The sequence below is a fragment of the Aminobacter ciceronei genome, assembly GCF_014138625.1.
GTDB lineage: Bacteria > Pseudomonadota > Alphaproteobacteria > Rhizobiales > Rhizobiaceae > Aminobacter > Aminobacter ciceronei.
Window position 1 is genome coordinate 11,547 of the sequence record NZ_JACJHY010000032.1, and the last position, 25,871, is coordinate 37,417.

A 25,871-nucleotide genomic window follows, 5' to 3' on the forward strand; every position below is an offset into this window, starting at 1 on the left:
AGCGGGCGATAAGCCCGTCAGTCCTATCTCTTCAGGTTGACGAGGATATCCATCAGGTCCGCTCCGGTTTGGAAGACCTTGGAATTGGCAGTGTAGTTACGCTGGGACTCGATCATCGCGGTGAGTTCCTCGGCGATGTCGACGTTGGAGTTTTCGAGCGCGCCCGAGATCATCTTACCGAGGCCGCCCGAGTCGGCGAAGCCGATCTGGACCGGGCCGGAGTCGGCGCTCTCGCGGAACACGTTACCCGAAAGGCTGTTGAGACGGTCGGGGCTTGCCACGTCGGCCAGAGGAATCTTGAACAGAGGCTTCATCGAACCGTCCGCGTACTGGGCGTACATGGTGCCGTCGGTGTCGATCTCGACACGTTCGATGGTGCTCGGTCCGTTGCCGTCGGCAACGGCCTTGGTCACGGTGTAGGGCGATGCCAGCTGCGTCATCTTGGAGATGTCGAGGGTCACCGGCGCACCGTTCGGGACGGTGAAGCTGAGGCTGCCGGCACTGGTCAGCTTGCCGGTGGTGCCGTCGAAGGTCATGGTGCTGTTGGTCAGCAGACCGCCTGCGGCATAGGGGAATGAGGTTCCGGCCGCCGCCTTGGACTGGTCGTACACGGCGACGTCCCAGGTATTGGCGCCGGTCTTGGTGTAGTAGATGTCGACGATCTTCTTGGCGCCCAGATTGTCGTACATGACCATCGACGATTTCGACGTATAGGTCGCGCCGGCGGCATTCGTGCTCGGGAGCGGGCCGGCGGAGACGGCAGCGTCGCTCTGCAGGTTGGCCGTGAAGGTGGCGTTCTTGGTCGGCAGCGCGGTGAGCTCGGAGCTCGAGATCTGGACGGGCACCAGGCCATCGAAGCCGTTGGCGGTGGCGGCCGGAATGCCATTTGCGTAGCTGTAGCCCATCAGCTGGTAACCGGCGGCATTGATGAGGCGACCCTGGCCGTCGGGCACGAACGAACCGGCGCGGGTGAGGTAGGGCGAACCAGACGCGTCTTGGACGACGAAGAAGCCGTTGCCCTGGACCGCGAGGTCGGTGCCCGACGTCGTGTACTGGAGCGTGCCGTCCTTGGCGACTGCGTTTAGAACCTTGGTGGTGACGCCGCCGGAATTGTAGGCGCCGGGCGTGCTGGGCAGCACCAGCGACGAGAATTCGGTATAGGCGCGCTTGTAGCCGGTCGTGCTCGAGTTAGCGATGTTGTCGGCGACCGTCGACAGCCGGTTCGCCTGGGCATTCATGCCCGAAACGCCGGTTCGCATCATTCCGTAAAGGCTCATCGGTGGTCTCCTCAAATCTCATGCCACGCTGGTGAAGTTACGTGGCATGTCTTGCGCGAGGCTGGTCAGACGATCAGCCGGTAGCCGAGGAAACGCTTCGAATCGATCGGGTCGTGGCCAAGACGCTCACGCAATTTCTTGCGCAGCTTCGAGATGTGGCTTTCGACGACATTTTCTTCGACTTCTTCGTCGAAGACACCGTAGATCGCGTTGAAGACCTGGGTCTTGGTGACGCGACGGCCGCTGTTGCTTGCCAAATACTCGAGGATGCGACGCTCACGGCGCGGCAGCGGCATCGGCTCGCCGTCGATCTCGGGGTCGCGGCCGTCCATGAAGATGCGCATTGCGCCGATCTGGGTGAAGCCGGTGTCTTCCTGGGCGCGACGGCGGATGGCCGAGATGCGGGCAAGGATCTCACGAATGTGGACGGGTTTGCGGATGACGTCGTCGACACCCGACTCGAAAAGCTTGAGCGTGTTTTCGAGATTGTTCTGTTCGCTGAGGGCGATGACCGGGGCTTTGGTACGGTCTCGCAGCTGACGCGGCGAGATCGAACCCTCGTTGCAGTCGCCGATGAGGAAGGCGCGAACGGAACGCAGATCCTCGTCGGGAGCGCTGGAAACCCATTCGCCGAATTCGGTCGAACGGAAGCCTGCGCACGCCACACCTTCCCGGTCGAAGAGTGAATTATATCCGTTGGTGACGAGCTCTCGCTCGTCCACGATTACGATCATGATTCCGCCCCCGAATCAGTAAAAATGCCCTGTTAACCAATCGGTAATGGGTCGGGACCAAGGCGACCAATCGTGAATTCTTGCCGCTATTTTTTAGGGAGTCTGGAATCGCATGGGTTGAACAGGTTGCACGATATGCGTGCATCCTTGCGCAAGCCTGTAATGAGGGGCGGGGTAACGGCCCGTGTCTGGTTCGGTTCGGCTGGAAACGCCTATGGGTTGCAGAAGGTCCGGGCGTTTTCCGTCCAGCGGCCGAAGCCGGTGGCGACCATGTTGGCGATGACGCGACAGACGTAGCGTTTTTGTGCAGGGTCGTTGTTGGGGCCGGCATGATAACGCGCGACCGCCATCGACCAGGACTCATGACGCGAGTGCAGGCTGACGAGAAAGCGCGCGGCATAGTCGACATTGAGGCGCGGATTGAGCATGTCGCGCACCGAGCGGAATTCGGTTGCGTGGTATCGGTGGTTGATCTGCATGCAGCCGAGATCGATCAGTGTCTTGCCTTCGCGACGCGCAGTCTCGAAGGCCGCAACGGCTTCGGCCTCATTCCTGGGAAAGACGGCTTTTCCCTCTATGTTCAAGGCGTTAGGCTGCAAGCTGCCCTTCTTTCCGGTTTCGGTCAGACCAACGGCATAGAGAATGCCCACCGGCACGCCGTAGCGGTCGGCGGCGCGCAGGATCTCAGGCTCGCACGGATTGGCCGCAGCTGCAGCGATCGTGGTGGCGGCGCTAGATGTAGCGGCTGCTGCCAGGGCGATCAGCGCCAGACGACGAGATGTTGCGCGAATTGCTTTCGTCATTTGCAGCGTTCCCACTCTGACGCCCATTGCTGGAATTGCCACCTTCACCACCTGTCCCGCCCGACTGGGCGGATGCCTGGTCACGGCCTGCGAAGCCGTTGGCAGCGCCGCCGTCAGCGCGGGCATTCGTCGACTGCGGCTGCAGGATGGTGACGCGGTCAACGTCGAAACCGAGGCCGCGAAGGGCGCTGTTGATCGCCTCGCGGTCGGACGAAAGCCTGTTGTAGGCCTCGGTGTTCTCAACCTCGATTTCAACCGACAGTTGCTCGCCGGCGAGGTGAAGATTGGCTGTGACCATGCCCAGTTCGACGGGGCGCAGTTGGATCTTGAGAGCCTGCGCGCCGGGTGTGCTGGATGCGCTGTTTTGGAGCTGCTGGACCGATGATACGGCAGCGACATGGCGCGTAGCCGCGGAGGCGATGTCGAGCGCCAGCGCACCCGCGGTGCTGCCCGCGCCAGTGCTCGCCGGTGCGGGGATCGACTGCTCCGACATGACGGTGACGGTGTTGCCGACGGAGGGTTGTTCGGCTTGCCTGACAGGTGTCGGTCGTGCCGGTTTGTCGGCCCTGGCTGCGACGTCGCTGGCGGTTTCCGGCGTGCCGGATTGTGCTGCCTGCTGCGTCTCGGGCGTGGAGCCTGTCGCGGGTGCCGAAACAGGTGCCGCGGACTGCGGCGCGGCTCCGGTGGTAGCTTGGCGCGCGGTCTTGCCGCTCGTGACGAGGGCTGCGAGTTCCGGCTCAGACGCATCGCCTGCAGCCTCTGGCTGTGCGCTGGCCTTGCTCTCCTCGACTTCGGTCGCGTCGGCGGAACCAGCCTTTGCCGGCTGGGCGCCCGCCTTGCGTAATTCGCTCAGTGCAAGCACCAGCGGCAATGCAGGCTCTTCGGTCTTTTCTGCTTTGACGTCCTTCGTCGTGGCATCCGGCTGTGGCTCGGCTATTTCGGGTGTCGCGTCCTCGGCAGCTTCGCCGATCCTGGGTGTTTTGCCCTCGGCTTCGGCGAGCGCGTCACGTGCGGCAAGCCGCTCTGCGAGCTTGTTCAGGCCCTTTTGGCGCGGGGCATCGTGATCGGCGGCATGACCTTTCGATTTCGGCTCGCCCTTGTTCGGTGAGCCCAGCGCCTGGCCGAAATCAGGCTGGTCGTCATTGCTGGCGAGGGCATTGCGCTCATGGCCGGATGAATGGCGCGCGAGCGGGCTCACCAGGGCCGCGCTGATGGCGTCGGTCATTTGGGGGAGCCTCCTAGCAGTTCGTCAATGGATTCAAGCGTGCGGCGCGCTTCAGTGATCTTGGGATCTTCCGGTTCCGCTGGTTCCGGTTGCTGTTCCGCTGTCAGTGGCACGACCCTGGGCGCCGCGACCGTTGCCGGCTGCTCAGCCGGAGGCGACGCGGGTGCTGCTGCCGGGACCTCGGGGGCCGCCGACTGGGCGGGCGCAGCCTCTGCAGATGCCTCGACGGCGTCGGGGATCATCGGATCCGCCGGTGGCGGCGTGATCTCGATCGCCGCCGGCGGCAGATCGCCGATATCCAGCGGTTTCGATGCGCTTGCGGGTGCCGCCGGAACAGCCGACGTCAGCTCCGAGGCAACGGCCTCGACGGCGTCGAGCAAGGCGCGGTCGCCCTTGGACAGCTTGTCGCGATCGATGCCGCCGAGCTTGCCAAGTATGTCTGCGGCGGTGCCGGAAGTGACCGACGACAGGCCGGAATAAAGCTGGGCGCGCGGGTCAGCACCGCCGGGTGCGCCGTCACGACTCTTCACGGCCCTGGCAGCGGCAAAGGTGGACAGTTCGGTCAGGCCGTCGATGGCGGCACGGCGGGCGATACGGAGATAGACGACCCGTTCCTGCTCGGCGTCCATCATCGCGGTGATTTCGGCGAGCGTGTCGAGATTGATCGACTTGTGCAGGGCAACGACGCCGCCAACGAAGGCATCGGCAAACTGGCTGGCATAAGGCGAGCGCAGGTAGCTGCGAACATATTGCGTCGAGTTGCGCAGGAAGCGGCCGCCATCTTCAAGCCGGGTAGCGAGCGCAACCGAGCGGCGCAGGGCGGCTTCCTCGACCAGCGTGCCGGGGCTGAGCAGTCTGGCCTGGTCGAACAGCTTCATCGCCTGCTCGGGCTGTTCGGCGATGCTGACCGAACCCTTGACCAGCGCCAGAAAGGCACCGAGTTCAGAAATCTGCGTCAGCGGGTCGACCGCGGCCAGCGCCTCCACCGTGCCCTTGGGCTTGCCTCGGAGATAATCGATGACGCCTTGCGCCAGCTTCTGGTCGGCCTCTTCAAGCTCCAGACGCGAAACCACCTGCTCGATGGTCAGCGGGTTGCCGCCGCTCATCGCATAGATCAGCAGGGCGCGAAAATTCTTGGGATCTTTGAATGCGTCGACATCGGCGGTTCGCATGCGCTCGTCGGTCATTTCGAGCAGCCGGCGCTGCAACGGCAGCGAAGCCTGATCGCCGGAGGCGATGCGGTCCTGCAACAGCTGCAGGCAGCGCACCAGCTGGTAAGGCTCGAGCGCCGGCGCCTCGCTGGCCACGGCACGGCCGGGTACGCCCGCGACTAGCAGGGCGATCAGCGCGGCACCGGACAGGGTTGCCGCCAGCCTCATTCGGCGCGCTCCAGCAGGATTTCGATACGCCGATTGGTGGCCGAGAACGGTTCGGCCTTATCCTTCAGCTTGCGGTCGGCGAAACCGGCGACCTCGACGATACGCTTTTCGTCAAGCCCGGCGCGGGCGAGCATGTAGTAGGCTGAGTGGGCGCGCGAGGTGGACAGGCGCCAGTTGTCATAGCCGCCGCCACGGAACGGACGCGCGTCGGTGTGTCCGTTGATCGAGATGTTGCCCTCGTGGGTGGCAAGCGTCTTGGCGATCTTTTCCATGGCGAGCACAAGCTGCTTGCGCGGCACGGCGGAGCCGATTTCGAACATGCCGAAATCGAACTGCTCGGTGACCGAGATGACGACGCCCTTGTCTGTGGCGACGACCGAGAGACCGTCGGGCAGGGCGCCGCCCGACTTGATCGCCTCGGCGAGTTCGCGGCGGATGGCGTCGGCATCGTTGACGGTTTCGCGTGTCGGTGCCTCGTCCCTGGGCTTTGGCGCCTCGGCCAATTCTCCAGCTTCGTTGGTGTCGCGCTCGGGAGCATCGCCCGGCTTGGCGGCGGTTTCGCGCGCTGCGGGAGCCGGTGCTGCCTGGACTGGTGGCGCCTGCTCGGCGGGCTTGGCTTGTTGTTCTTCGGCCTTCACCGGATCGGTCTTGGCCGAACGCTCGGTCTTGTCGCCGGGCTTTGCCGGTTCGCCTTCGATCGCGGCGCGCTCGGCACTTGCTTCGGCGGCAGGCGTTGCCACCTGCTCGGTCCAGAAATCGGGTGCGAACGGATCGCGATAGGCTTCTCCGCCAGAGGCGCCGCTGGCCGGACCGGCATTCTGGGCACCGCCTTCGTTGCGTTCCGAGATGTTGGCCTTGGCGCCGGTGTCCTGGGCGATTTCGGCGAGCACAGCGTAGGGGTCGGCAAACAGGTGCTCGTCGGAGCGGTTGGCGGCAGGGCTGGCGTCAGCGGAGTTTTTCTCCGTCGACGGGCCGGCATTGCCGCGGCCATCGGAGCCTGCCTTGGCGCTGGCTTCCTGCGGGTTCTCGGCAGTCAGGCCGACCGAATTGGGACCGTCACCGAGTTCTTCGAGGCCCTTGCGGCTGGCATTGCGGTCGACCAGCTTGACGGGGTTGAAGTAGCTGGCGACAGCCGCCTTGGTCTGCTCGTTGGCGGCACTGATCAGCCACATGACGAGGAAGAAGCACATCATCGCCGTCATGAAGTCGGCGAAGGCGATCTTCCAGGCGCCGCCATGGTGGCCGTCGTCATGGTCGGAATGGGCTCGCCTGACGATGACGATCTCGTGGCGTGGCTCGGCGCCGTCAGGACCGTTCATGGCAAGGTCTCGGAAAGCGCCGAAGACCATTCGCCGAGGCGGGTCTCGAACAGGTTGTCGTCGATCGCGACGCTGAGATCGAAGCCGACTGCTTCGATGAAGTCGACATTGTCGATGCGATGGCCGATGGCTGCAGCGAGCGCGTCGAACAAGAACTGTGGGCCGCTGACCTTGATGCGCACCGCTTCGCGGTCGGCACAGGCGGCAATGATGGCGCTGGACAGGGCATCGATCGAGCGCTGGCGGATGTCGTCACTGACCAGCGTCGCGACAACGCGGGCGGCGGCGTCGGTGGTGAGGTGGACGATACGCGTCTCCATCTCGGCGATGCGCTTGGCGATGACCTCGCCGGCCTCGCTGCCGAAGCGGGCGCCAAGCGAGGCGACCTCCTCGGCGTGGCGCTGGCGCTCGGCCTCGAGCACCATCTCGTACTCCTCGCTCAGGCGTGTGGTCAAATCGGCCTCGGCCTGGGCGACGGCTTCGGCGATGATTGCCGGGATATCCAGATCCGGAACCGCCTTGGGATATTCCGTGGCCGAGGTTTCGGGCTGGCCGGCATGCGGATGCGGATTTGGCGCGAGCGGTGCGAAATCGGTCAGCCGTTCAAAAAGCGCTGCGATCGACATTACGCGGCAACCTCGTTACCGGCCCATTTGCGCAGGATCAGTGCGGTGCGCTCTTCATTGATGTCGACCATGCGGGCGAGGCGGTCCTGCGGGGCAGGGCGCAGCTTGTTGCGCAGGTCGTCCATGGCGTGCGGCCGCTGGTCGGACAATGCGGCGGGCTCTTCCTCGAACGAGGCCATGCCCTCTGCATTCGGCAAGGCGCGCTGCATCTCCTCGAAGCTCGGCCCGGCGAAGGTGGGCAGGGCAGGAGCTGCGGACGAACCGGACAGTGCGGCTGCCATCGGCCTCAGACCGAAGAAGGCGACGAGGAAAACGACGACGATGAAGGCTGCGGCGTTGATCATCGTTCCTGCGTGCTGGCCGATCGAGGCCATGATGCCGGGGCTCTCGATGACCTCGCCGTCGAGGCCGTCGATGAACTCGACCGCCGAGACGTTGATCAGGTCGCCGCGCTTTTCGTCGAAGCCGGTGGCCGAGGTCACCATCTTCTGGATGTCGGCGACGCGGGCGGCGATGGCCTCGGGCGTCGCGTCCTTGCCGAGGATGGCTGCCAGGCGCTGCTGGTTGACAACCACGGCGATCGACATCTTGGTTACCGAATAGCCATTCGACACCGTGGCGATGCGCTTGGAGTTCATCTCGTAATTGGTGATCTCTTCCTTGCGGTCGCTGGCCGAGGTCGACTGCGGGCCGCCGGTGGCAGCGGCCTCGGCATCGGGCAAGTTTTGCTCGACGGTGGCAGGTGTCGACGACTGCTTCTGGTTGGAATTCTCGTTGGCGCGGACCACCTGGACGGAGCGCTCGACGCGTGATTCCGGATCGAAGATCGTCTCTTCGGTCTGGCGCGAGTCGGTGTTGACGTCAGCCTTGACGCTGGCGCGGAAATTGTCCGGCCCGAGATAGGCTGCCAGCGCACGGCGGATGTTGTCCTCGATCTGGGTTTCGACGGTGCGCTCGACGCCGATGGAGCGGGCGGCGCTCGAATTGTTGGGGTCGTCGCCGGCGGCGAGCAAATTGCCGCTCGAATCGAGAACCGTCACACGCTCGGCATCGAGGCCGGGGACGGCTGCGGCAACGAGATGGCGGATCGACATGGCGCTCTTGTCGGCATCCATGCTGGCGGCGCGGATGACGACCGAGGCCGACGGCTTCTGCTCGTCGCGGCGGAAATTGGCGCGCTCGGACATGACGATGTGAACACGGGCGGCCTTTATGCCTGATATCGACTGGATGGTGCGGGCGATCTCGCCTTCCAATGCGCGGACACGGGTGACCTGCTGCATGAAGGAGGTGAGGCCGAGCGAGCCGACATTGTCGAACAGCTCGTAGCCGGCATTGGCGCTGGTGGGCAGGCCTTTTTCGGCGAGCAGCATGCGGGCTTGCGCGGTGCTGCCGGCAGGGACCAGCACGGTGGTGCCGTCGGAGGCGACGTCGAAGCCGATGCCCGCTTCGCCCAGCACCATGCCGATCTGGTTCACGTCGGAGCGTTCGAGGCCGACATAGAGCGTCTCGTAGGCAGGACGGTTGAGATAGACGGATGCCACGCCGACGATGGCGATCACCAGTGCTGCGATACCACCCAGCATGGCGAGACGGCGTGGGCCGAAACTCCTGAGATTGGCGACGATGCTCTGTAGCTGTTCGGGCACGTGCGTAAGTTCCCCGCAATACTTTCCGGAGAGACCCTAGCCCGCGAAGCTTGTGCGAAAATGTTATGGGCCGCGCAAGTTGCGCGGCCCATGGCATTTCGTCGGGATTGTTGTTGCCGAAGTGCAACCTGGATTCAGGCGTTTCCGAACGCCGAAACCGGCTTTCGGGGCCGAGGCGTCAGCTCTTGAACAGCGACAGGATGTTCTGCGAGTTCGAATTGGCGATCGACAACGCCTGGATGCCGAGCTGCTGCTGGACCTGAAGGGCCTGCAGGCGGGTCGATTCCTTGTTCATGTCTGCGTCGACGAGCTGACCGACGCCGCGGTCGATGGAGTCCATCAGGCTGGTGGTGAAGGTCTTCTGAAGGTCGATCTGGCTCTTGGCCGCGCCGAGCGTGGTGGCGGCGTCGGTCATCTCGGCGAGGGTCGTTTCGGTGACCTTCACCATCTGCAGGATCTGGTCGAAGCTGAAGCCCTTCACCGAAAGGGTCGCAACGGCGTAGCCGTCTGTGGCGGCAACCGCTGCACCCGGGGTCGTCGGGTTGACGGCGGTGTTGTCGCGCACGCCCGTGGTGCCGAGGCGAAGGCCTTCGAGGATGCCTTTGTTGACGTTGTTGGTGGCTGCGGCGTCGTAGAGCTTCACGCTCTGGACCTTGATGTCGATCGTTGCCAGCGTGACTGTGCCCGAGTTGTCGCGGATGAAGCCCGAAACGATCTTGGCGTCATTGTGGACGCCGGCCGCCGAATGGCCGGCAGCTGTCGTCGAATTGACCGAAAGCCAGTTGGCTCCGGAGAAGCTGGCGCTGTCGGCATAGCTCTTGAGCTGTGCCTGCAGCGCCTTGATCTCGACGTCGATCTTGTTCTTGTCGGCGTCCGAGCCATTGGCGGCGGCGACAAGCTTGACCTTGATGTCGTTGAGAGTGTCGATCGACTTGTGCATCGCGGTATATGCGGTGTCGACCTTCGAGGCGCCGAGGCCGAGCGCGTCCTGGACCGTCGAGAGTGCCCTGTTGTCGGAGCGCATGGTGGTGGCGATCGACCAGTAGGCGGCGTTGTCGGAGGCTTCCGCGACGCGGAAGCCGGTCGAGATGCGGGCCTGGGTGGTGTTCAAAGCCTTGTTCGTGGTGTTGAGGCTCTGAAGCGCCGTCAACGCCGAAGCATTGGTCATAATACTGGACATCGAAATAAACCCCTCTGTCAGAGCCGCGCGATCTGCCGCCGCGAACCGGTTGCGGATGCCGTACGTTCTGCCCGTGGCAGCCGAACCGTCATAGCAATTGGTTAACCATAACTACGAACTTATGGTTAACGGCAGATTAAAGACCACACGACGACAGGCCTTCGCATTTACCGTTACGTGGCGGAATCTATGCTCGCCGTAACTTGCGCGAAGCTATCCGGCGCCGCCAGGCGAGGAGAAGGCGGCGGACAGGGCAAAATGAAATCGGGCCGCACCCATGGGGTACGGCCCGATTTCACGACTGGAGATGTTTTGGCGCCGGGGCATCAGCCCTTGAACAGCGACATGATCGACTGCGAGTTGCCGTTGGCGATCGACAGCGCCTGAATACCGAGCTGCTGCTGGACCTGGAGGGCCTGCAGACGGGTCGATTCCTTGTTCATGTCGGCATCGACGAGCTGGCCCACACCGCGGTCGATGGAGTCCATCAGGCTGGAGGTGAAGGCCTTCTGCAGTTCGATGCGGCTCTTGGCAGCGCCGAGGTTGGTAGCGGCCGTCGTCATTTCCTTGAGTGCTGCTTCGACAACGCCAAGCTGCTTGGTGAGCTGCGCATCGGAGTAGCCTTTGACCGAAACTGTCATGACCGAGTAGGTGTCGGTTGCGGCATCGGTGCCGGGGGTCGGGGCGGACAGGGCGGCACGGACGCCGGTGGTGCCGAGACGCTGGCCATCCAGGATGCCGGTCTTGATGGCGGCAGCACCGCCGGTCTCGAACAGCTTGATGTCATCGACCTTGACGTCGATGGTCGACACAGAAGCGGAGCCGGCGCCGTCGCGGTTGAAGGCGGAGACGATCTTGACGTCGTCGGCTGCGGTTGCAGCAGCACCGCTCTTGACCGAGAGCATGTTGGTACCGGAGAAGGTGGCGCCGTCGGAATAGGCCTGGAGTTGCTTCTGGAGGGCCTTGATCTCGGTGTCGATCTTTTCCTTGTCGGCAGCCGATGCGCCGTTGGCGGCGACCAGCTTGACCTTGATGTCGTTGAGCGTGTCGATGGCCTTGTTCATGCCGGTATAGGCGGTGTCGACCTTCGAAGCGCCGAGGCCAAGCGAATCCTGCACGGTCGAGAGCGCCTTGTTGTCCGAACGCATGGTGGTTGCGATCGACCAGTAGGCCGCGTTGTCGGAAGCTTCAGCAACGCGCAGACCTGTGGCGATGCGGCCCTGGGTGGTGCTCAGCGACTTGTTGGTGGCGGAAAGCGTCTGCAGCGCCGTCATTGCCGACGCGTTGGTGTTGATGCTGGACATGGGAATTACGCCCCTAGGAAAAAGCAATACTGGAACATACCGGATCGACCGGTATGGCGGCGTGGCATCATGCCTATGATCGCCAAGAAGGGGTCACCCGCCATGCCAAGGACTATCGCATCTTAACCTTACCGAACTGCTAACAACCGTATGAGGTTCGTTTGTTAGAACATTGAAATATTTGGAGTTTCCTCGATCTTTCAGCGCGACAACACGGGTGCGGACCCAAACGCAAGCGGGCCGCACTGAGGTGCGGCCCGCTCTGATGCAAAATGCCAGAGACGATTCGATCAGCCGCGGAACAGCGACATGATCGACTGCGAGTTGCCGTTGGCGATCGACAGCGCCTGGATGCCGAGCTGCTGCTGGACCTGGAGGGCCTGCAGACGAGTCGATTCCTTGTTCATGTCGGCATCGACGAGCTGGCCGACGCCGCGATCGATGGAGTCCATCAAGCTCGAGGTGAACGACTTCTGCAGCTCGATGCGGCTCTTGGCGGCGCCGAGGTCGGTGGCGGCCGTGTTCATGTCCTTGAGCGCGCTTTCGACAACGCCGAGCATCTGGGTCAGCTGCTGGTCGTTGGCGAACAGCGTGCCGTCCGTCAGCTTCATCGTGGCGACCTGGAAGGTGTCGGCGGCATCGTAAGTGCCGAGGGTGACGGCATTGGCCGTGCCTTCGACGCCAGCAGAGGTACGCTCGGAGTCGAGAATGCCCTTGCCGGTGGTGGCGACGCCAGTGCCGGCTTCATAAAGCTTGATGCTCTCGACCTTGATGTCGATGGTCGAGATCGAGGCCGTGCCCGATGCATCGCGGTTGAAGGCCGAAACGACCTTGACGTCGGGAGAAGCGGCGGCGCCGCTGTTGACCGACAGCATGTTGGTGCCGGAGAAGGTCGCGCCGTCAGCATAGGACTTGAGCTGGTCCTGCAGGGCCTTCACTTCGGTCTGGATCTTGGCCTTGTCGGCGTTCGACGCGCCATTGGCGGCGACGAGCTTGACCTTGATCTCGTTGAGCGTGTCGATGGCCTTGTTCATGCCGGTGTAGGCGGTGTCGACCTTCGACGCGCCGAGGCCGAGCGAATCCTGGACCGTCGACAGGGCCTTGTTGTCCGAACGCATGGTGGTGGCGATCGACCAGTAAGCGGCGTTGTCGGAAGCTTCCGCGACGCGGAGACCCGTTGCGATACGGCCCTGGGTGGTGTTGAGAGCTTTGTTGGTGGCAGACAGGGTCTGCAGCGCGGTCATTGCCGACGCGTTGGTATTGATGCTGGACATGGGAAAATACGCCCCGAAAAAACAACAAAAAACAGGGACATACCGGACCGACCGGTATGGCGGAGCGGCATCATGCCCATGATCGTTGTCGATCACCCGCCATGAAGCATCAATGTCGTATAGACATTTCTAAAACTCTAACTTTCGAGAAAATGGCCGATTAACCAACGCCGATTTGTAGAATATTTGGCTGACCGGGCTGCCCGGTGGCGTGTCGAGCGGAAGAAGATCCGAAATAAAAATGGGCCGCACCGAAGTGCAGCCCATTTTCCCAAGATGTGCCTGAGACGGTTCGATCAGCCGCGGAACAGCGACATGATCGACTGCGAGTTGCCATTGGCGATCGACAGCGCCTGGATACCGAGCTGCTGCTGGACCTGGAGGGCCTGCAGACGGGTCGATTCCTTGTTCATGTCGGCATCGACGAGCTGGCCGACGCCGCGATCGATGGAGTCCATCAGGCTCGAGGTGAAGGCCTTCTGCAGCTCGATGCGGCTCTTGGCAGCGCCGAGGTTGGTTGCAGCGGTCGTCATCGACTTGAGCGCGCCTTCGACCTTGCTCAGCATCGAGCCGATGAAGGCGTCGGTGACGCCGGCAGCGGTGATGTCGAGGTTGGCGACGGAGACGCCAGCGATGGACGTAGCCGTGCCGTCAGCTGCTGCGGCCGCGGTTGCGGCAGCCGTCGCCGATGCGGTGTCGGTGCCGCCACCTGCCACCGAGGCAGCATAGGCGCTGTCGTAGGCAGTCTGGGCAGCCTTTGAGCTCCAGATTGCGGTCTGGCGGTCGAGGATACCGGCGTTCTTGACGTTGGCCGGGGTGCCGGCACCCGAATCATAGAGCTTGATGCCTTCGACGTTGACGTCGATGGTCGAGATCGACGCGGTGCCCGACGCGTCGCGGTTGAAGGCCGAAACGATCTTGGCATCCTGCTGGACACCGGTGTCGGCGGCTGCTGCGGCGCCCGCGGCGTTCTTGTCGGAGGCAACCGAGAGGTAGTTGGCACCCGAGAAGGTCGCGCCGTCGGCATAGGCCTTCAGCTGGCCCTGCAGCGCCTTGATTTCGGTCTGGATCTTGGCCTTGTCGGCGGCAGACGCGCCGTTGGCGGCGACCAGCTTGACCTTGATGTCATTGAGCGTGTCGATGGCCTTGTTCATGCCGGTGTAGGCGGTGTCGACCTTCGACGCGCCGAGACCGAGCGAATCCTGAACGGTGGAAAGCGCCTTGTTGTCCGAACGCATGGTGGTGGCGATCGACCAGTAGGCGGCGTTGTCGGAGGCTTCTGCAACGCGGAGACCCGTGGCGATACGGCCCTGGGTGACGTTGAGCGACTTGTTGGTGGCTGCAAGCGTCTGCAGCGCCGTCATTGCTGACGCGTTGGTATTGATGCTGGACATGGGAATTACGCCCCTAGGAAATGCAAAGGTACAGGGACATACCGGATCGACCGGTATGGCGGAGCGGCATCATGCCCATGATCCCCGAGGGATCACCCGCCATGCCGGGTAATCTCTCCGATACTCCCTACCAAATCGCTAAGCGTTAGAAACATTGCGGATAATCTTGGGATTTATTTTGAATGCTCCGGGCAGACGCAAAACGGGCCGCACCTGAGGTGCGGCCCGTCCTGATACGGAATGCCTGAGACGGTTCGGTCAGCCGCGGAACAGCGACATGATCGACTGCGAGTTGCCATTCGCAATCGACAGCGCCTGGATGCCGAGCTGCTGCTGGACCTGGAGGGCCTGCAGGCGGGTCGATTCCTTGTTCATGTCGGCATCGACGAGCTGGCCGACGCCGCGGTCGATCGAGTCCATCAGGCTGGACGTAAAGGCCTTCTGCAGCTCGATGCGGCTCTTGGCGGCGCCGAGGTTGGTGGCGGCAGTCGTCATTTCCTTCAGCGCGCCTTCGACAACGCCGAGCATGGCGCCGATCTGGGTATCGCTGAAGCCCTTAACCGAAAGCGTCGCCACGGTGTAGGTGTCGGTGCCGACAGCGGCAGCGCCGGCCGTCGGGTTCGAGGCGGCAGCGACGCGCGCGCCGGTGCCGAGGCGGTGTGCATCGAGGATACCATCGGTCAGGCCGGTGGAGGCAGCCGAGGCGTCATAGAGCTTGATGTCCTGAACCTTGACGTCGATGGTCGAGATCGAGGCCGTGCCCGATGCATCGCGGTTGAAGGCCGAAACGATCTTGACGTCGTCGGCGGTGCCGGCGACGGCATGGCCGGTCGTCGTGTCGACCGAAAGCATGTTCGAGCCCGAGAAGGTGGCGCCGTCGGCATAGGCCTTCAGCTGGCTCTGCAGCGCCTTGATTTCGGTGTCGATCTTTTCCTTGTCGGCAGCCGAAGCGCCGTTGGCGGCGACCAGCTTGACCTTGATGTCGTTGAGCGTGTCGATGGCCTTGTTCATGCCGGTGTAGGCGGTGTCGACCTTCGAAGCGCCAAGGCCGAGCGAATCCTGGACCGTCGAGAGGGCCTTGTTGTCCGAACGCATCGTGGTGGCGATCGACCAGTAGGCGGCGTTGTCGGAAGCTTCTGCGACGCGGAGACCCGTGGCGATGCGGCCCTGGGTGACGTTGAGCGACTTGTTGGTGGCTGCGAGGGTCTGCAGCGCGGTCATTGCTGACGCGTTGGTATTGATGCTGGACATGGGAATTACGCCCCTAGGATATGCTGAAGTACAGGGACATACCGGACCGACCGGTATGGCGGAGCGGCATCATGCCCATGATCTCTCCGTGAGGATCACCCGCCATGCCCGGCAATCTCCACGATAGAAGCTACCAAAGGTCTAAGCGGTATGGTTAACGCGCATTAACTTGCTGATTTTCCCGGGATTTGTGCGCGCCCCAAAAACACGTTGGCCGCAGTTCGCGCAAAGCGGACTGCGGCCGTCATCCCGGATTCCGGTGATGGCGCGCCCGCAAGCGGACGCGCGGTGATCTAGGTGAAAGATCGAACGAGGCTGCCGACGAGCAGGTTCCAGCCGTCGATGAGCACGAAGAACAATATCTTGAATGGCAACGACACCACTGTCGGCGGCAGCATCATCATGCCCATCGCCATGGTGATGGTGGCGACGATCAGGTCGATGACGAGGAAGGGCAGCACGATCAGGAAGCCGATCTCGAAGCCGCGGCGGATTTCGGAGATCATGAAGGCCGGGACCAGGATGCGCAGGTCGACCTTGTCTTCCGACACCGTCTGGCCGCGTTCGCGGGCGAGGTCGGCGAACAGGCTGAAGTCCTTGTCGCGGACATTGCGCATCATGAAGGTGCGGAACGGGTCGGAAATGCGGTCGACAGCTTCAACCTGGGTGATCTGGTTGTCCATCAGCGGCTTGACGCCGTTCTGCCAGGCCTGATCGAAGGTCGGCGCCATGACGTAGAAGGTCATGAACAAAGACAGCGAGATCAGGATCAGGTTGGCCGGCGTCGACTGCAAGCCGATGCCGGTGCGCAGGATCGAGAAGGCGATGACGAAGCGGGTGAAGCTGGTCACCATGATCAGCAGGCCCGGTGCCACCGAAAGCACGGTGAGCAGGCCGAACATCTGGATGATGTAACCGATGGTGGCGCCATCGGTGTTGCCGAGCTGGCTCAGGTCGAGCTGCTGCGCGCTCGCCGGCGCAATTGCGCCAGCGAGGATGGCTGCGGTGGCCAGGAACTTTTTCATTCGAAGAGCAACGTTCTGATCAGCACTTCCTTGACGTGGCCATCGCTGCGGATCGCGGCGCGTTCGTCGAGGTCGGTCTTGAGGTGGCGGAAAGCGCTGGCGCCCTGGACCTGGTGGATCCGGAGCGTGCGCACGTAGGCGAGCAGGTCCTGGTGGACGCGCTCGGCGAGGTCTGCGGATTGCGGCGCGTCGAGCACCAGCGAGACCTCGAGGCGAATCCACATCGTGTCGGGTGCCGCGAGATTGGCGGTGATGGCCGGCAATTGCACCAGAGTGCCTGCAGCTTCGCTGGCCGGACCATGCTCGGCCGGCGCTTCTTCCTTGGCGGCGTGGGCCTTGGGCGCTTCGGGAGCAGCTTGCTCGACAGGTGTGCTCTCGCCCTTGAGGTAGCCACCCGACAGCCAGCCCATGCCGATGGCTCCGACGGTCAGCACCGCCAGGATGCCGAGCTGGACGACCAGCGAGGGGCCGGGCTTCTGGGGGAGGAACTGATCTATGTCTGACATGTCCCGGACCTAGAAGGGGAGGACCTGATCGAGGAACTGCTGGCCGTATGGCGGCTGCTGGACCTCGGTGATGCGGCCGCGGCCACCATAAGAGATGCGGGCTTCGGCGATACGCTCGTAGGGAATAGTGTTTTCCGGACCGATGTCGGACGGACGGACGATGCCGGCGATGGTCAAGACGCGCAGCTCGGCGTTGACGCGCACCTCCTGCGAGCCCCGGATCATCATATTGCCGTTGGGCAGCACGTCGGTGACGACGGCGGCGAGGAGCAGGTTGAGCTTCTCGGACCGCGTGGTGGCGCCGTCGCCGGAATAAATCGACTTGGAGCCGGCGCTGCCATCGCCCTTGCCACCGGTCTTGGCACCGTCCCATTCGACATTGAGGCCAGCGGCAATGGTCCGGTTGGTGACGCGGTTGCGCTCGGACTCGTTCTGGAAACGGGCCCTGTCGTCGATCTCGATCTTGACGGTCAGGATGTCGCCCGGCTGCAGCGCGCGCGGGTCGGTGAACATGCGACTCTGCTTGTCCTGCCACAGCGAAAAGCGCTTCGGCGGTGCGGCAGGCGATTCAGGATAGCGGTACATCGACGAGCTGCCATCCTCGATGCCGGAGCCGACGGCCGACATCGTCGGCTCCTTGCCGATTTCCTTGAGGTTGGAGCCACAGCCGGCAAGGCTGGCCATGGCTGCGGCGAGGAGGGCTTTTCTGATCATGTGGGGTCTTCCCGGCGTGCGGCGCTCGCGATGATGCGGGTCAGTTCCGCCGCGACCTTGCTTTCCATTTCATTCAGGATGACGCTCGCCTTGCGCGCGTCGAGCTTCATCATGATGGCGGCGGCGAGGTCGGTGTTCATCACCGCCAGGCGCTCGGCGGCGGCATCGGGCTTCATGCGTGAATAGATCTGGACGACACCTTCCTCGGCGCGGGCGAGGAAGACCTCGCGGCGCTTCAGCCAGGTTTCGTATTCGGTCTTGCGCTCCTCGAGCAGGGCGATGCGCTTGTCGACCTCGGCCTGCAGCTTCTTCAACTCCTCGGCCTGCAACTGGTAACGGCGGTCGCGGGCAGCGTCGGCAATGTTGGAACAGAAGCGCTCGACCTCGCTCTGTTCGACCGGCGGCACGGCAGCCTCGACGGGTTCCTTCGGGGCCTCGCGCTCGATGACCCGCGTCGGCGTGCCCTGGACCACGGGCGCCTTCGGCGCGGCCTGTTCGGCGGATGCGGCACCGGCAAAGACGACGCCGAGTGCTGCCGCGGCAAGTGCGTGGCGACGGATGTGCGAGAGGGCGTTGGTCATGGCCATGGCTTACTGGACCACCAGGTCGGCCTGCAGCGCGCCTGCCGACTTGATGCCCTGGAGGATTGCGATGATGCCATCCGGCTTGACGCCGAGGCGATTGAGGCCGGCGACCAGCGTCTGCAGATCCGGGCCGTCGAGCAAGGCGAGCTTGGAATCGGCACGCTCTGTCTCGATGACTGTAGCATCTTCGACCGCAGTTTCGCCGCGCGAGAACGGCTCGGGCTGGACGACGCGCGGCTGCTCGGTGATGCGAACCGTGAGCGTGCCGTGGCTGATCGCGACGCGCGAGATCTTGACCTCGTTGCCGATGACGATGGTGCCGGTACGCTCGTCGACGACGACCCGCGCGGGGACGTCCGACATGATCATCAGGTTCTCAAGCTCGGCATAGAAGCGTGCGGTCGAAACGCCTTCGGGCTTGCGGATGACGACGACACGCGAATCCTGCTCGCCAGCGACACGCTTGCCGAAGCGGTGGCGGGCATAGTCGTTGATGGCGTCGGCAATGCGCACCGAGGTCGAGAAGTCAGGATTGAACAGCTGCAGCGTGAGCACGTTCTCGTCGGCGAAGCGGGCCTTGACCTCGCGTTCGACGATGGCACCGTTGGGAACGCGGCCGGAGGTCGGAACGCCTTGCGTGACCTGCTCGGCCTTGCCCTGCGCGTTGAAGCCGGAGACCAGCACCGACCCTTGGGCGACGGCGTAGATCTCGCCATCGGGCGCCTTGAGCGGGGTCATCACAAGTGTGCCACCGGCCAGCGATGAGGCGTCGCCGAGCGAGGAAACGTTGATGTCGATGCGTGCGCCGGCCTGGACGAAGGCCGGCAGGTTGGCGGTGACGATGACGGCGGCAACGTTGCGAACGCGCGCCCGGCCATCCTCGGAGGCGATGCCGAGATTTTCGAGCATGGCGCGGATCGACTGCTCGGTGAAGGGCGAATTGCGCAGGCTGTCGCCCGAGCCGTTCAGGCCGATGACGAGACCGTAACCGACAACCTGGTTGTCGCGGGCTTCCTGGAGCGAGGCGACGTCCTTGATGCGGACATTGACGAGATTGGCGGCGGTGCCCGAATTGAGCGTGGTCTGACGGCCGCCATCGCCCGAGGTGGCGATGAAGTCGCCGTCGCCGCCATTGCCGCCGCCGAATTCGGTTGTGGCGTAACCGCCGGCAGCCGCCTTGCCGCCGGCCTTCAGCTGACCGGCCGGAACGCCATCGGGGCCGTCGGCATAAGCGGTTTGCAGGCCGAACACGGCGATTGCGGCGAGCAACAGTCTACGGATCATATGGCACCCACGCGGATCGAGCCGTCGGCCATGACCGTGCCCGTGAAGACCTTGCCGCTGTCGAGGTTGCGGACCTTGACGACGTCGCCGGCTGCACCTGGCTCGAGCGTCACGGCCGCGGCCGAGATCATCAGCGGGCCGGAGGCGAAGACGACCTGAACGGAAGCGCCGCGGTCGACCAGCCAGGCCTCGCGCAGCGCGGTGATCGGAACATAGCGGCCGGGCAAAAGCGTACGCTTGGCGATGCGGCCGTCGAGCTCGTCGGCCATGGTGGCGACTGCGTCGGGGCGCACCTTGCCCGGCTTGAGGGTGACTTCCTTGAGCGAGGACAAGGCGATCGTCTCGCCGGGATAGATGACGCGGTTGGGAACGAGCACGACCTCCTGGTCGGCAGCCTGCGCTGCGCCGCCAAGCATGGCGAAAGCAAGGACTGCCGAGCGGATGTAGAGGAGGGCGTGCCGTCGCCGCATAATCTTCACCGGATGTTCTTGGAGACGACGGCGGCCATTTCGTCGGCCGCCTGGATGACCTTGGAGTTCATCTCGTAGGCGCGCTGTGCCGAAATCAGCTCGGTGATTTCCTTGACCGGATCGACGTTGGAGCTTTCGAGGTAGCCCTGGCGGATGGTGGCGTAGCCGGGGTCGCCGGGAATGCCGACATTGGCCGCGCCCGACGCTTCGGTTTCGGCGAAGAGATTGTCGCCGAGCGGCGCGAGGCCGGCCTCGTTGGCGAAGTTGGCAAGCGTCAGCTGCCCGAGCGGCTGGAGCGCCGTCTGGTTGTCGAGCCGGGCGAAGACCTGGCCGGAATTGTTGACGATGACCTCGACGGCGTCCTGCGGCACGTTGATCGCTGGGATGACGTTGAAGCCGTCGACGGTGACGAGCTGGCCGGTGGCGTTCTTGTTGAAGGAGCCGGCGCGGGTGTAGAGCGTCTGACCGTCGGCGCCTTCGATCTGGAACCAGCCCTTGCCGGTCAGCGCGAGATCGTACTCGTTGCCGGTGTTGGTCGGCACGCCCTGGATGTGGACGTTGCGCACCGCAGATGTCTTGACGCCGAGGCCGATCGAGACGCCTTCCGGCACGATCGCCGAATTGGCCCGGTTGGGCACGCCCTGGGTGCGGTCGACCTGGTAGAGCAGGTCGGAGAACTCGGCGCGGGCGCGCTTGTAGCCGGTCGTGTTGATGTTCGCGATGTTGTTCGCGATCACCTCGAGATTTGTCTGTTGGGCATTCATGCCCGTGGCGGCAATTGCAAGCGCTTTCATCGGGTTGTTCCTCAGATGCCCATGCGGCTGACTTCGAGATAGGCCGTGACGATCTTGTCGCGGATGGCGACGGCGGCCTGCAGGGCCTGCTCGGCGCTCATCACGGCATCGACAACCTCACGCGTGTCGGCCTTGCCCTGAAGGCCGGAGAGCGACAGCTGCTCGGCCTGGCGCAAGGTGTTGTGCGCTTCGGTCGCTGCGTCGGCGAGGGCGGCGGCGAAGGACGAGGCGACACCGCCGCCTGCCGCAGCCGCGCCGGCCTCGGGCACAACGCTGGTCGGCTTGGACAGTAGCTGGGTGCCGACTGGGCTGATGGAGCCGATCATTACTGATTCCTCATAAGATCAATCGTCATGGAAATGAGTTCGCGCGCCTGCTTGACGACCTGCAGGTTGGCTTCATAGGAGCGGTTGGCCTCGGTCATGTCGGCCATTTCGATGATGACATTGACGTTGGGCATCTTGACGAAACCGGCGGCGTCGGCGGCCTCGTTGCCGGGCTGGAACTCCAGCGGAAAAGCCGTCTGGTCGTGGCCGATCGAGGCGATCTCGACGGTCGAGGCTCCGGTGGCGCGGTCGAGTTCGGCGGCGAAGCTGACGGTCTTGCGACGATAGGGATCGGCGCCCGGCGTGTTGCCGGTCGACTGGGCATTGGCGAGGTTTTCCGAAACGATGCGCAGGCGTTCCGACTGGGCTCCGAGACCGGAACCGGCGACCTTGAGGGCGGCGACGAGCGGATCCATCCCGGTCAGGCCTTCGTGCTCAGCATGATCATGCGGTGGAAGGCCTTGACGATGGCCGTGTTGAGTTCGAACGAGCGGCGGACTTCGCCGGCTTTCATGAGCTCTTCCTCGACGGCAACTGTATTGTCCGAAGGCAGAACGGCGTGCTTGGGATCCTCCGGCCTGATGGCGTAACCGGCTTCGGTGGCGCCGCCGGTGAGGTGGCCCGTCTGGGTCGACGCCATGGCGACGCGCGAACGGTCGAGCACTTTCTCGAAGGGCTCGATGTCGTTGGTCCGATAGCCGGGCGTGTTGGCGTTGGCGACGTTACCGGCGATGGCGTTCTGGCGCACTGAGAGCCAGCGAGCCTGCTGGGCAGCCAGATCGAACAGGTTGACGGGGTCCATGGAAATCTCCGAGCAGATTTCCAAACACTATGGCCTCAGTCTTGCGCGGGCCTTGCGCGGGGCCCGGCCGCTACTGCGCGACCTGGAAGACCTCTTCGCGCGAGGTGACAAGCACCCATTTACCGTCGCGCTGTTCGATCGATGCAACGCGGCTCGAATCGGGCAGCACGGAGCCGCGTTGCACCACCCAGACACCGGCGTCGTCCTCGACCATGGCGCGGCCATTGGCGATGTGCACGAGCTTGAATTCGATCTTCGGTCCGGGAAAGGGCTGTTCGGCTATGCCGGCAAGACCAGCTTCATCCTTGTTGGGGCGCAGCGAGCCGGTGGCAAACAGGTCGAGCTTCATCGGCGGAATGTCTTCGGCCGTCATCGGCGCGCCGACACGTTCGACCTGCTCGCCCATGACAAGCGGGACCGCCTGGTCGTTCTGACCGCCGCCGGAGAATTTCATCGCCCGGATGCCGAACTTGTCCTGATTGAAGAAGATGTACCAGGGAAACAGCGCGCAGGTGAGCCCGAGTGCGATGCCGAGGGCGGCGATGATGAAATCGCTGCGGTGATCACGCTTTTTCTCGTGCTTCGGCGTGATGGTCAGCGGCCCGCGCTTCAGGCCGAGCCGCTGCATCAGCGTGCGCGGCTCATCCTTGGAGCCGATCATCTCCAGGAATTCGCTTGCCGGGTCATTCCGCCTGAACATGTGTTCTATCCCTGGATTTCAGATGGCGTGCGAGGTCGGAGAACGGATCGAGCGAGGGCCCGTCGGCAGGCGACTGGCCGAGCGCTTCGTAGATTACCGGCACCTGCTTCACGGCGAGGTCGAGGTCGGGATCGGCGCCCGGCTGGTAGGCGCCGAGCAGACGGATGTCGCGCGTGTCCTCGAAGCGCGAGATCAGTGCCTTGAGTTTGCTGACGAGCTGGCGCTGCTCCGGCGTCCAGGCCTTGGAGGCGAGACGGGAGATCGAAGCCAGTGGATTGACCGGCGGATAGCGACCTTGCTCGGCGATGGAACGGTCGAGCACCACGTGGCCATCGAGAATGCCGCGCACGGAATCGGCGACGGGATCGTTGTGGTCGTCGCCGTCGACAAGCACGGAGATGATGGCGGTGATCGATCCCGTGCCCTCCATGCCGGGGCCGGCGCGTTCGAGCAGCTTGGGCAGTTCGGTGAAGACGGAGGCGGGATAGCCGCGCGCCACCGGCGGCTCGCCGGCGCCGATGGCGACCTCGCGCAGGGCATGGGCAAAACGGGTGATGGAATCGAGCACCAGCAGGACGCGGTGGCCCTTGTCGCGGAAATGCTCGGCGACACGCATCGCGGTGTCGGGCGCGCGGCGGCGCATCATCGCGCTCTCGTCCGAGGTGGCGACGACCGCGACCGTCTTGGCCATGGCAGCGACGCCGATGGTGTCTTCGAGGAATTCGCGCACCTCGCGGCCGCGTTCGCCAATCAGGGCGACGACGACGGTGTCGAAGGCATCCGCACCGGCGAGCATGGCAAGCAGCGTCGACTTGCCGACGCCGGAGCCGGCGAAGATGCCCATGCGCTGGCCGAAACACAGCGGGGTGAAGATGTCGATGACGCGGACGCCGGTCAGGAAGCCTGTTTCGACGCGTTGGCGGGCGAGCGCCGCAGGCGGGATCGCTTCGGTGGCATCGTTCCTGGCACTGCGGACCAACGGTGCGCCGCCGTCTATGGGGCGGCCGAGCGCGTCGATGGCACGGCCGCGCCAGCTCGGATGCGGCGTGATGGCGATCGGCCCACGCGTGAAGACGGCATCGCCGACGCCGACCTCGCCGCTGCTTTCATAAGGCGCCACCAGCACCTCGTCGCGGCCGATCTGCACGATCTCGCCGCGCCGGTTGCGGCCATGGCCACGGTGTTCGACGATGTCGCCGAGGCGCGCGCTGAGCGACAGGCCGCCGACCTTGTAGTGGGTAGATGCGATCTCGGTCACTTGCCCGCCGCGTCTGACCAGCAGGCGGTCGTCGGCGAAGCGGTGCTGGATCCGCTCGAGCGCTTCGAGCCGGTTGTCGTGGACCGCCTGGGGCTCGTCGCGGATGTTGGCCAGCGCGTTGCTCACTTACTTCGAGCCGAGCGTCTTGATGGCGTCGGAGAACGACGCTTCGGTTTGGCGCATCAGAGCGGCGGTGTTCTCGAAGGCGCGCTGCACCATGATGAGCTTGCTCATCTCCTTGATCGGATTGACGTTGGACTCCTCGACGAAGCCCTGGACGATGCCGGCGTCCATGCGGTCGACCACCGGCTCGGGCGCCGTCGGCGGAATGACGCCGGAGTTGCCGTAACGGACGAAATTGGTACCAGGGTTGAACTCATAGAGGCCGATGGCGCCGACGAGGCGTCCGTCCTGGCGCAGCGAGCCGTCGGAACCCGCGGTGGGCGGTCCGGCACGTGGGTCAAGCTGCATCGGCGCGCCGCCGGCGTCGAGCACCGGATGGCCCTCGACGGTGACGAGCTGGCCTTCCGCCGTCATCGAGAAGCGGCCGTCGCGCGTCATCACGACGCCAGCAGGCGTTTCGATGCCGAACCATGCGTCGCCGCGAATGGCGAAGTCGAACGGGTTGCCGGTTTCACGCATCGCGCCATGCTGGGTCGACAGGTAGGTATCACCCGGCGAGGTGAAGGAGACGGATTTCGGGCCGAGGCCGGAAACGACGTCCTCGAACTTCACACCGGTGGCACGGAAGCCGACAGTCGAGGCGTTGGCGACGTTGTCGGCAATGGTGTTGAGACGCTTTTCCAGAGCCACCTGGGCGGAAAGGGCGACGTAAAGACCGTTCTGCATGATGTTCTCAGAACCTCAGTTTCTGCATGGCAAACAGCACGTCAGTCGAAACGCCGTAGGCCGGCGACGACGAGCCGAACAGGGTGCCGACGGAGGCCTGCACCGGGGAGGACGGATTGTTGATTTCCCAGAGGCTGGTGAAGCGCTTGAGGAATTCGCCGAGCTTCTTGGGATTGGCAAAGGTCTCGATCTTCAGCTTGTCCTCGAACAGCTTGACCTGACGGTCGATGTTGGCCGAGGCGAATGATTCAGGCAGGCCGAGCGCGGTGCGCACGACCTTGGCCAGCGCTGGGTCGGCGAGCACTTCGTAGAAGCTGGTGATCGAGGGGGCCTTGCGCTCGAAATAGAGCGCGAGGCGCACGCCCTCATTGTCCTTGCCGGCGTCCTCTTCCAGGGTCTGGCGGACATACTTGTCGACCGCCGGACGCTGCGCGGCATTGTAGGTCGTCGCATCCTTGCCGAGTGCTTCGAAGTTATAGGTGCTGGCAAACGCGGCGTAGCGCTTGTCCGTCATCTGGTTGGCGTAGCTCTTCGGGTCGCGAACGCCGCCGGCCAGTACCTTTTCCATCATCTCCTTGTTGGGGATCGACCCTTCGATGCCGAAGGATTTCATGGCGAAGGTGTAGAGCCTGGTGTCGGACATAAGGTCCTTGGCCGATGTCACCTTGACGATGTTGTCGAGGTAATACTTGACCTCCTTCTTGACCGCTTCGGAGTTGGGGTCGACACCATCGAGCTTGACCCGGATCAGGTATTTGTCGACCGCGCCCTGCTGCGCCTTGGTGTAGACGGTGGCCTTGTCACCGAGCTCGGCAAAGTTGAAGCTCTTGACGAATTCGGCGTAGCGCTTGTCGGTCAGCTTGTTGGCGAAGCTGTCTTCCTTGGCCACGCCTTCCTTCAGGGCCTTGACCATGAAGGCCTTGGCGTAGGCCATGTCCTGCAGGCCGTGCGCCTTCATGGCGTATTTGAACAGACGGTCGTTCTTGACGAACTCGTCGATGCTTTTCACCTTGGTGATGTTCTTGAGATAGTACTCGGTGTCGCGCTCGACAGTGGGCTGGTTCTCCACGCGATCCAAGGCCTTGCCGAGATCCCGCGCGATCAGGTGGTAGCTTGTATAGGTATTGAGCACGACAACAGCCCT

The 25,871-nt window shown here is 63.8% G+C and carries 27 protein-coding genes; all 27 read right to left on the reverse strand.

Annotated features, from left to right (window positions below; translation table 11 throughout):
• Positions 1 to 23: 23 nt before the first annotated feature.
• On the reverse strand, positions 24 to 1,277 hold the full coding sequence (locus tag HNQ95_RS26285; RefSeq protein WP_067958514.1) for a flagellar hook protein FlgE: 1,254 nt from the start codon (positions 1,275 to 1,277) through the stop codon (positions 24 to 26).
• Between the two features lie 65 nt (positions 1,278 to 1,342).
• Entirely contained in the window at positions 1,343 to 2,011 is a 669-nt protein-coding gene (locus HNQ95_RS26290; protein ID WP_067958516.1) for a response regulator transcription factor, read from the reverse strand.
• A 212-nt stretch (positions 2,012 to 2,223) separates the two neighbouring features.
• Positions 2,224 to 2,814: a transglycosylase SLT domain-containing protein gene (locus tag HNQ95_RS26295; protein ID WP_154386454.1), complete on the reverse strand. Its 591-nt coding sequence runs from the start codon at positions 2,812 to 2,814 to the stop codon at positions 2,224 to 2,226.
• Positions 2,744 to 4,039 carry a flagellar hook-length control protein FliK gene (gene fliK / locus HNQ95_RS26300; protein WP_154386453.1) on the reverse strand — a complete coding sequence of 432 codons (1,296 nt, stop codon included), beginning with the start codon at positions 4,037 to 4,039 and terminating at the stop codon, positions 2,744 to 2,746. Before fliK ends, HNQ95_RS26295 begins: the two co-directional genes overlap by 71 nt.
• A complete protein-coding gene (locus HNQ95_RS26305) occupies positions 4,036 to 5,418 on the reverse strand; it encodes a MotC family chemotaxis protein (protein WP_154386452.1) in 1,383 nt (460 codons plus the stop codon). Before HNQ95_RS26305 ends, fliK begins: the two co-directional genes overlap by 4 nt.
• Positions 5,415 to 6,737 (reverse strand): MotB family protein, encoded by a 1,323-nt coding sequence (locus HNQ95_RS26310; RefSeq protein WP_067958526.1) that lies wholly within the window; start codon positions 6,735 to 6,737, stop codon positions 5,415 to 5,417. Before HNQ95_RS26310 ends, HNQ95_RS26305 begins: the two co-directional genes overlap by 4 nt.
• Positions 6,734 to 7,363: a hypothetical protein gene (locus HNQ95_RS26315; protein ID WP_154386451.1), complete on the reverse strand. Its 630-nt coding sequence runs from the start codon at positions 7,361 to 7,363 to the stop codon at positions 6,734 to 6,736. Before HNQ95_RS26315 ends, HNQ95_RS26310 begins: the two co-directional genes overlap by 4 nt.
• Positions 7,363 to 9,012, reverse strand: coding sequence for a flagellar basal-body MS-ring/collar protein FliF (gene fliF, locus HNQ95_RS26320; RefSeq protein WP_182575626.1), 1,650 nt, complete (start codon positions 9,010 to 9,012; stop codon positions 7,363 to 7,365). Before fliF ends, HNQ95_RS26315 begins: the two co-directional genes overlap by 1 nt.
• A gap of 178 nt (positions 9,013 to 9,190) precedes the next feature.
• The gene (locus HNQ95_RS26325; protein ID WP_067958535.1) at positions 9,191 to 10,192 is read right to left on the reverse strand and encodes a flagellin N-terminal helical domain-containing protein; all 1,002 of its coding nucleotides are present in this window, start codon (positions 10,190 to 10,192) and stop codon (positions 9,191 to 9,193) included.
• Positions 10,193 to 10,518: 326 nt separating this feature from the next.
• On the reverse strand, positions 10,519 to 11,496 hold the full coding sequence (locus HNQ95_RS26330; protein WP_067958536.1) for a flagellin N-terminal helical domain-containing protein: 978 nt from the start codon (positions 11,494 to 11,496) through the stop codon (positions 10,519 to 10,521).
• Positions 11,497 to 11,786: 290 nt separating this feature from the next.
• Positions 11,787 to 12,770, reverse strand: a complete 984-nt coding sequence (locus HNQ95_RS26335) for a flagellin N-terminal helical domain-containing protein (protein WP_067958538.1) — start codon at positions 12,768 to 12,770, stop codon at positions 11,787 to 11,789.
• Between the two features lie 296 nt (positions 12,771 to 13,066).
• Positions 13,067 to 14,164 carry a flagellin N-terminal helical domain-containing protein gene (locus HNQ95_RS26340; protein ID WP_067958540.1) on the reverse strand — a complete coding sequence of 366 codons (1,098 nt, stop codon included), beginning with the start codon at positions 14,162 to 14,164 and terminating at the stop codon, positions 13,067 to 13,069.
• A gap of 258 nt (positions 14,165 to 14,422) precedes the next feature.
• The gene (locus tag HNQ95_RS26345; protein WP_067958545.1) at positions 14,423 to 15,415 is read right to left on the reverse strand and encodes a flagellin N-terminal helical domain-containing protein; all 993 of its coding nucleotides are present in this window, start codon (positions 15,413 to 15,415) and stop codon (positions 14,423 to 14,425) included.
• A gap of 293 nt (positions 15,416 to 15,708) precedes the next feature.
• The gene (gene fliP, locus HNQ95_RS26350; RefSeq protein ID WP_067958555.1) at positions 15,709 to 16,440 is read right to left on the reverse strand and encodes a flagellar type III secretion system pore protein FliP; all 732 of its coding nucleotides are present in this window, start codon (positions 16,438 to 16,440) and stop codon (positions 15,709 to 15,711) included.
• Positions 16,437 to 16,946, reverse strand: a complete 510-nt coding sequence (locus HNQ95_RS26355) for a flagellar basal body-associated FliL family protein (protein WP_067958562.1) — start codon at positions 16,944 to 16,946, stop codon at positions 16,437 to 16,439. Before HNQ95_RS26355 ends, fliP begins: the two co-directional genes overlap by 4 nt.
• Positions 16,947 to 16,955: 9 nt before the next feature.
• A complete protein-coding gene (gene flgH / locus HNQ95_RS26360; protein ID WP_067958564.1) occupies positions 16,956 to 17,660 on the reverse strand; it encodes a flagellar basal body L-ring protein FlgH in 705 nt (234 codons plus the stop codon).
• Entirely contained in the window at positions 17,657 to 18,241 is a 585-nt protein-coding gene (locus HNQ95_RS26365; RefSeq protein ID WP_154386450.1) for a MotE family protein, read from the reverse strand. Before HNQ95_RS26365 ends, flgH begins: the two co-directional genes overlap by 4 nt.
• A gap of 9 nt (positions 18,242 to 18,250) precedes the next feature.
• On the reverse strand, positions 18,251 to 19,528 hold the full coding sequence (locus tag HNQ95_RS26370; protein ID WP_067958568.1) for a flagellar basal body P-ring protein FlgI: 1,278 nt from the start codon (positions 19,526 to 19,528) through the stop codon (positions 18,251 to 18,253).
• Positions 19,525 to 19,998, reverse strand: coding sequence for a flagellar basal body P-ring formation chaperone FlgA (gene flgA, locus HNQ95_RS26375; protein ID WP_067966205.1), 474 nt, complete (start codon positions 19,996 to 19,998; stop codon positions 19,525 to 19,527). The genes HNQ95_RS26370 and flgA overlap by 4 nt, the downstream gene beginning before the upstream one ends.
• A gap of 5 nt (positions 19,999 to 20,003) precedes the next feature.
• Positions 20,004 to 20,792: a flagellar basal-body rod protein FlgG gene (gene flgG / locus HNQ95_RS26380; protein WP_067958571.1), complete on the reverse strand. Its 789-nt coding sequence runs from the start codon at positions 20,790 to 20,792 to the stop codon at positions 20,004 to 20,006.
• A gap of 11 nt (positions 20,793 to 20,803) precedes the next feature.
• A complete protein-coding gene (gene fliE, locus HNQ95_RS26385; RefSeq protein ID WP_067958573.1) occupies positions 20,804 to 21,118 on the reverse strand; it encodes a flagellar hook-basal body complex protein FliE in 315 nt (104 codons plus the stop codon).
• Positions 21,118 to 21,534 carry a flagellar basal body rod protein FlgC gene (flgC, locus tag HNQ95_RS26390; RefSeq protein ID WP_067958576.1) on the reverse strand — a complete coding sequence of 139 codons (417 nt, stop codon included), beginning with the start codon at positions 21,532 to 21,534 and terminating at the stop codon, positions 21,118 to 21,120. The genes fliE and flgC overlap by 1 nt, the downstream gene beginning before the upstream one ends.
• A gap of 5 nt (positions 21,535 to 21,539) precedes the next feature.
• A complete protein-coding gene (flgB, locus tag HNQ95_RS26395) occupies positions 21,540 to 21,920 on the reverse strand; it encodes a flagellar basal body rod protein FlgB (protein ID WP_067958577.1) in 381 nt (126 codons plus the stop codon).
• Between the two features lie 70 nt (positions 21,921 to 21,990).
• Positions 21,991 to 22,620 carry a hypothetical protein gene (locus HNQ95_RS26400; protein ID WP_067958581.1) on the reverse strand — a complete coding sequence of 210 codons (630 nt, stop codon included), beginning with the start codon at positions 22,618 to 22,620 and terminating at the stop codon, positions 21,991 to 21,993.
• Positions 22,604 to 24,004: a flagellar protein export ATPase FliI gene (gene fliI / locus HNQ95_RS26405; RefSeq protein WP_067958590.1), complete on the reverse strand. Its 1,401-nt coding sequence runs from the start codon at positions 24,002 to 24,004 to the stop codon at positions 22,604 to 22,606. The genes HNQ95_RS26400 and fliI overlap by 17 nt, the downstream gene beginning before the upstream one ends.
• Positions 24,005 to 24,727 (reverse strand): flagellar basal-body rod protein FlgF, encoded by a 723-nt coding sequence (gene flgF / locus HNQ95_RS26410; protein WP_067958594.1) that lies wholly within the window; start codon positions 24,725 to 24,727, stop codon positions 24,005 to 24,007.
• 7 nt (positions 24,728 to 24,734) lie between these two features.
• Positions 24,735 to 25,859, reverse strand: a complete 1,125-nt coding sequence (locus HNQ95_RS26415; protein ID WP_067958597.1) for a DUF1217 domain-containing protein — start codon at positions 25,857 to 25,859, stop codon at positions 24,735 to 24,737.
• Positions 25,860 to 25,871 lie beyond the last annotated feature (12 nt).

Bases quoted from the DNA above. Each gene is read 5' to 3' on its own strand.
- flgF (WP_067958594.1), bottom strand. From the start codon at position 24,727: ATGCAGAACGGTCTTTACGTCGCCCTTTCCGCCCAGGTGGCTCTGGAA.
- HNQ95_RS26325 (WP_067958535.1), bottom strand. From the start codon at position 10,192: ATGTCCAGTATTATGACCAATGCTTCGGCGTTGACGGCGCTTCAGAGC.
- fliP (WP_067958555.1), bottom strand. From the start codon at position 16,440: ATGAAAAAGTTCCTGGCCACCGCAGCCATCCTCGCTGGCGCAATTGCG.
- flgA (WP_067966205.1), bottom strand. From the start codon at position 19,998: ATGCGGCGACGGCACGCCCTCCTCTACATCCGCTCGGCAGTCCTTGCT.
- fliK (WP_154386453.1), bottom strand. From the start codon at position 4,039: ATGACCGACGCCATCAGCGCGGCCCTGGTGAGCCCGCTCGCGCGCCAT.
- HNQ95_RS26295 (WP_154386454.1), bottom strand. From the start codon at position 2,814: ATGACGAAAGCAATTCGCGCAACATCTCGTCGTCTGGCGCTGATCGCC.
- HNQ95_RS26370 (WP_067958568.1), bottom strand. From the start codon at position 19,528: ATGATCCGTAGACTGTTGCTCGCCGCAATCGCCGTGTTCGGCCTGCAA.
- HNQ95_RS26285 (WP_067958514.1), bottom strand. From the start codon at position 1,277: ATGAGCCTTTACGGAATGATGCGAACCGGCGTTTCGGGCATGAATGCC.
- HNQ95_RS26365 (WP_154386450.1), bottom strand. From the start codon at position 18,241: ATGACCAACGCCCTCTCGCACATCCGTCGCCACGCACTTGCCGCGGCA.
- flgB (WP_067958577.1), bottom strand. From the start codon at position 21,920: ATGGACCCCGTCAACCTGTTCGATCTGGCTGCCCAGCAGGCTCGCTGG.
- HNQ95_RS26305 (WP_154386452.1), bottom strand. From the start codon at position 5,418: ATGAGGCTGGCGGCAACCCTGTCCGGTGCCGCGCTGATCGCCCTGCTA.
- HNQ95_RS26310 (WP_067958526.1), bottom strand. From the start codon at position 6,737: ATGAACGGTCCTGACGGCGCCGAGCCACGCCACGAGATCGTCATCGTC.
- HNQ95_RS26355 (WP_067958562.1), bottom strand. From the start codon at position 16,946: ATGTCAGACATAGATCAGTTCCTCCCCCAGAAGCCCGGCCCCTCGCTG.
- HNQ95_RS26290 (WP_067958516.1), bottom strand. From the start codon at position 2,011: ATGATCGTAATCGTGGACGAGCGAGAGCTCGTCACCAACGGATATAAT.
- flgH (WP_067958564.1), bottom strand. From the start codon at position 17,660: ATGATCAGAAAAGCCCTCCTCGCCGCAGCCATGGCCAGCCTTGCCGGC.
- HNQ95_RS26400 (WP_067958581.1), bottom strand. From the start codon at position 22,620: ATGTTCAGGCGGAATGACCCGGCAAGCGAATTCCTGGAGATGATCGGC.
- HNQ95_RS26340 (WP_067958540.1), bottom strand. From the start codon at position 14,164: ATGTCCAGCATCAATACCAACGCGTCAGCAATGACGGCGCTGCAGACG.
- flgC (WP_067958576.1), bottom strand. From the start codon at position 21,534: ATGGATCCGCTCGTCGCCGCCCTCAAGGTCGCCGGTTCCGGTCTCGGA.
- HNQ95_RS26330 (WP_067958536.1), bottom strand. From the start codon at position 11,496: ATGTCCAGCATCAACACCAACGCGTCGGCAATGACGGCGCTGCAGACG.
- HNQ95_RS26335 (WP_067958538.1), bottom strand. From the start codon at position 12,770: ATGTCCAGCATCAATACCAACGCGTCGGCAATGACCGCGCTGCAGACC.
- HNQ95_RS26315 (WP_154386451.1), bottom strand. From the start codon at position 7,363: ATGTCGATCGCAGCGCTTTTTGAACGGCTGACCGATTTCGCACCGCTC.
- HNQ95_RS26345 (WP_067958545.1), bottom strand. From the start codon at position 15,415: ATGTCCAGCATCAATACCAACGCGTCAGCAATGACCGCGCTGCAGACC.
- fliE (WP_067958573.1), bottom strand. From the start codon at position 21,118: ATGATCGGCTCCATCAGCCCAGTCGGCACCCAGCTACTGTCCAAGCCG.
- flgG (WP_067958571.1), bottom strand. From the start codon at position 20,792: ATGAAAGCGCTTGCAATTGCCGCCACGGGCATGAATGCCCAACAGACA.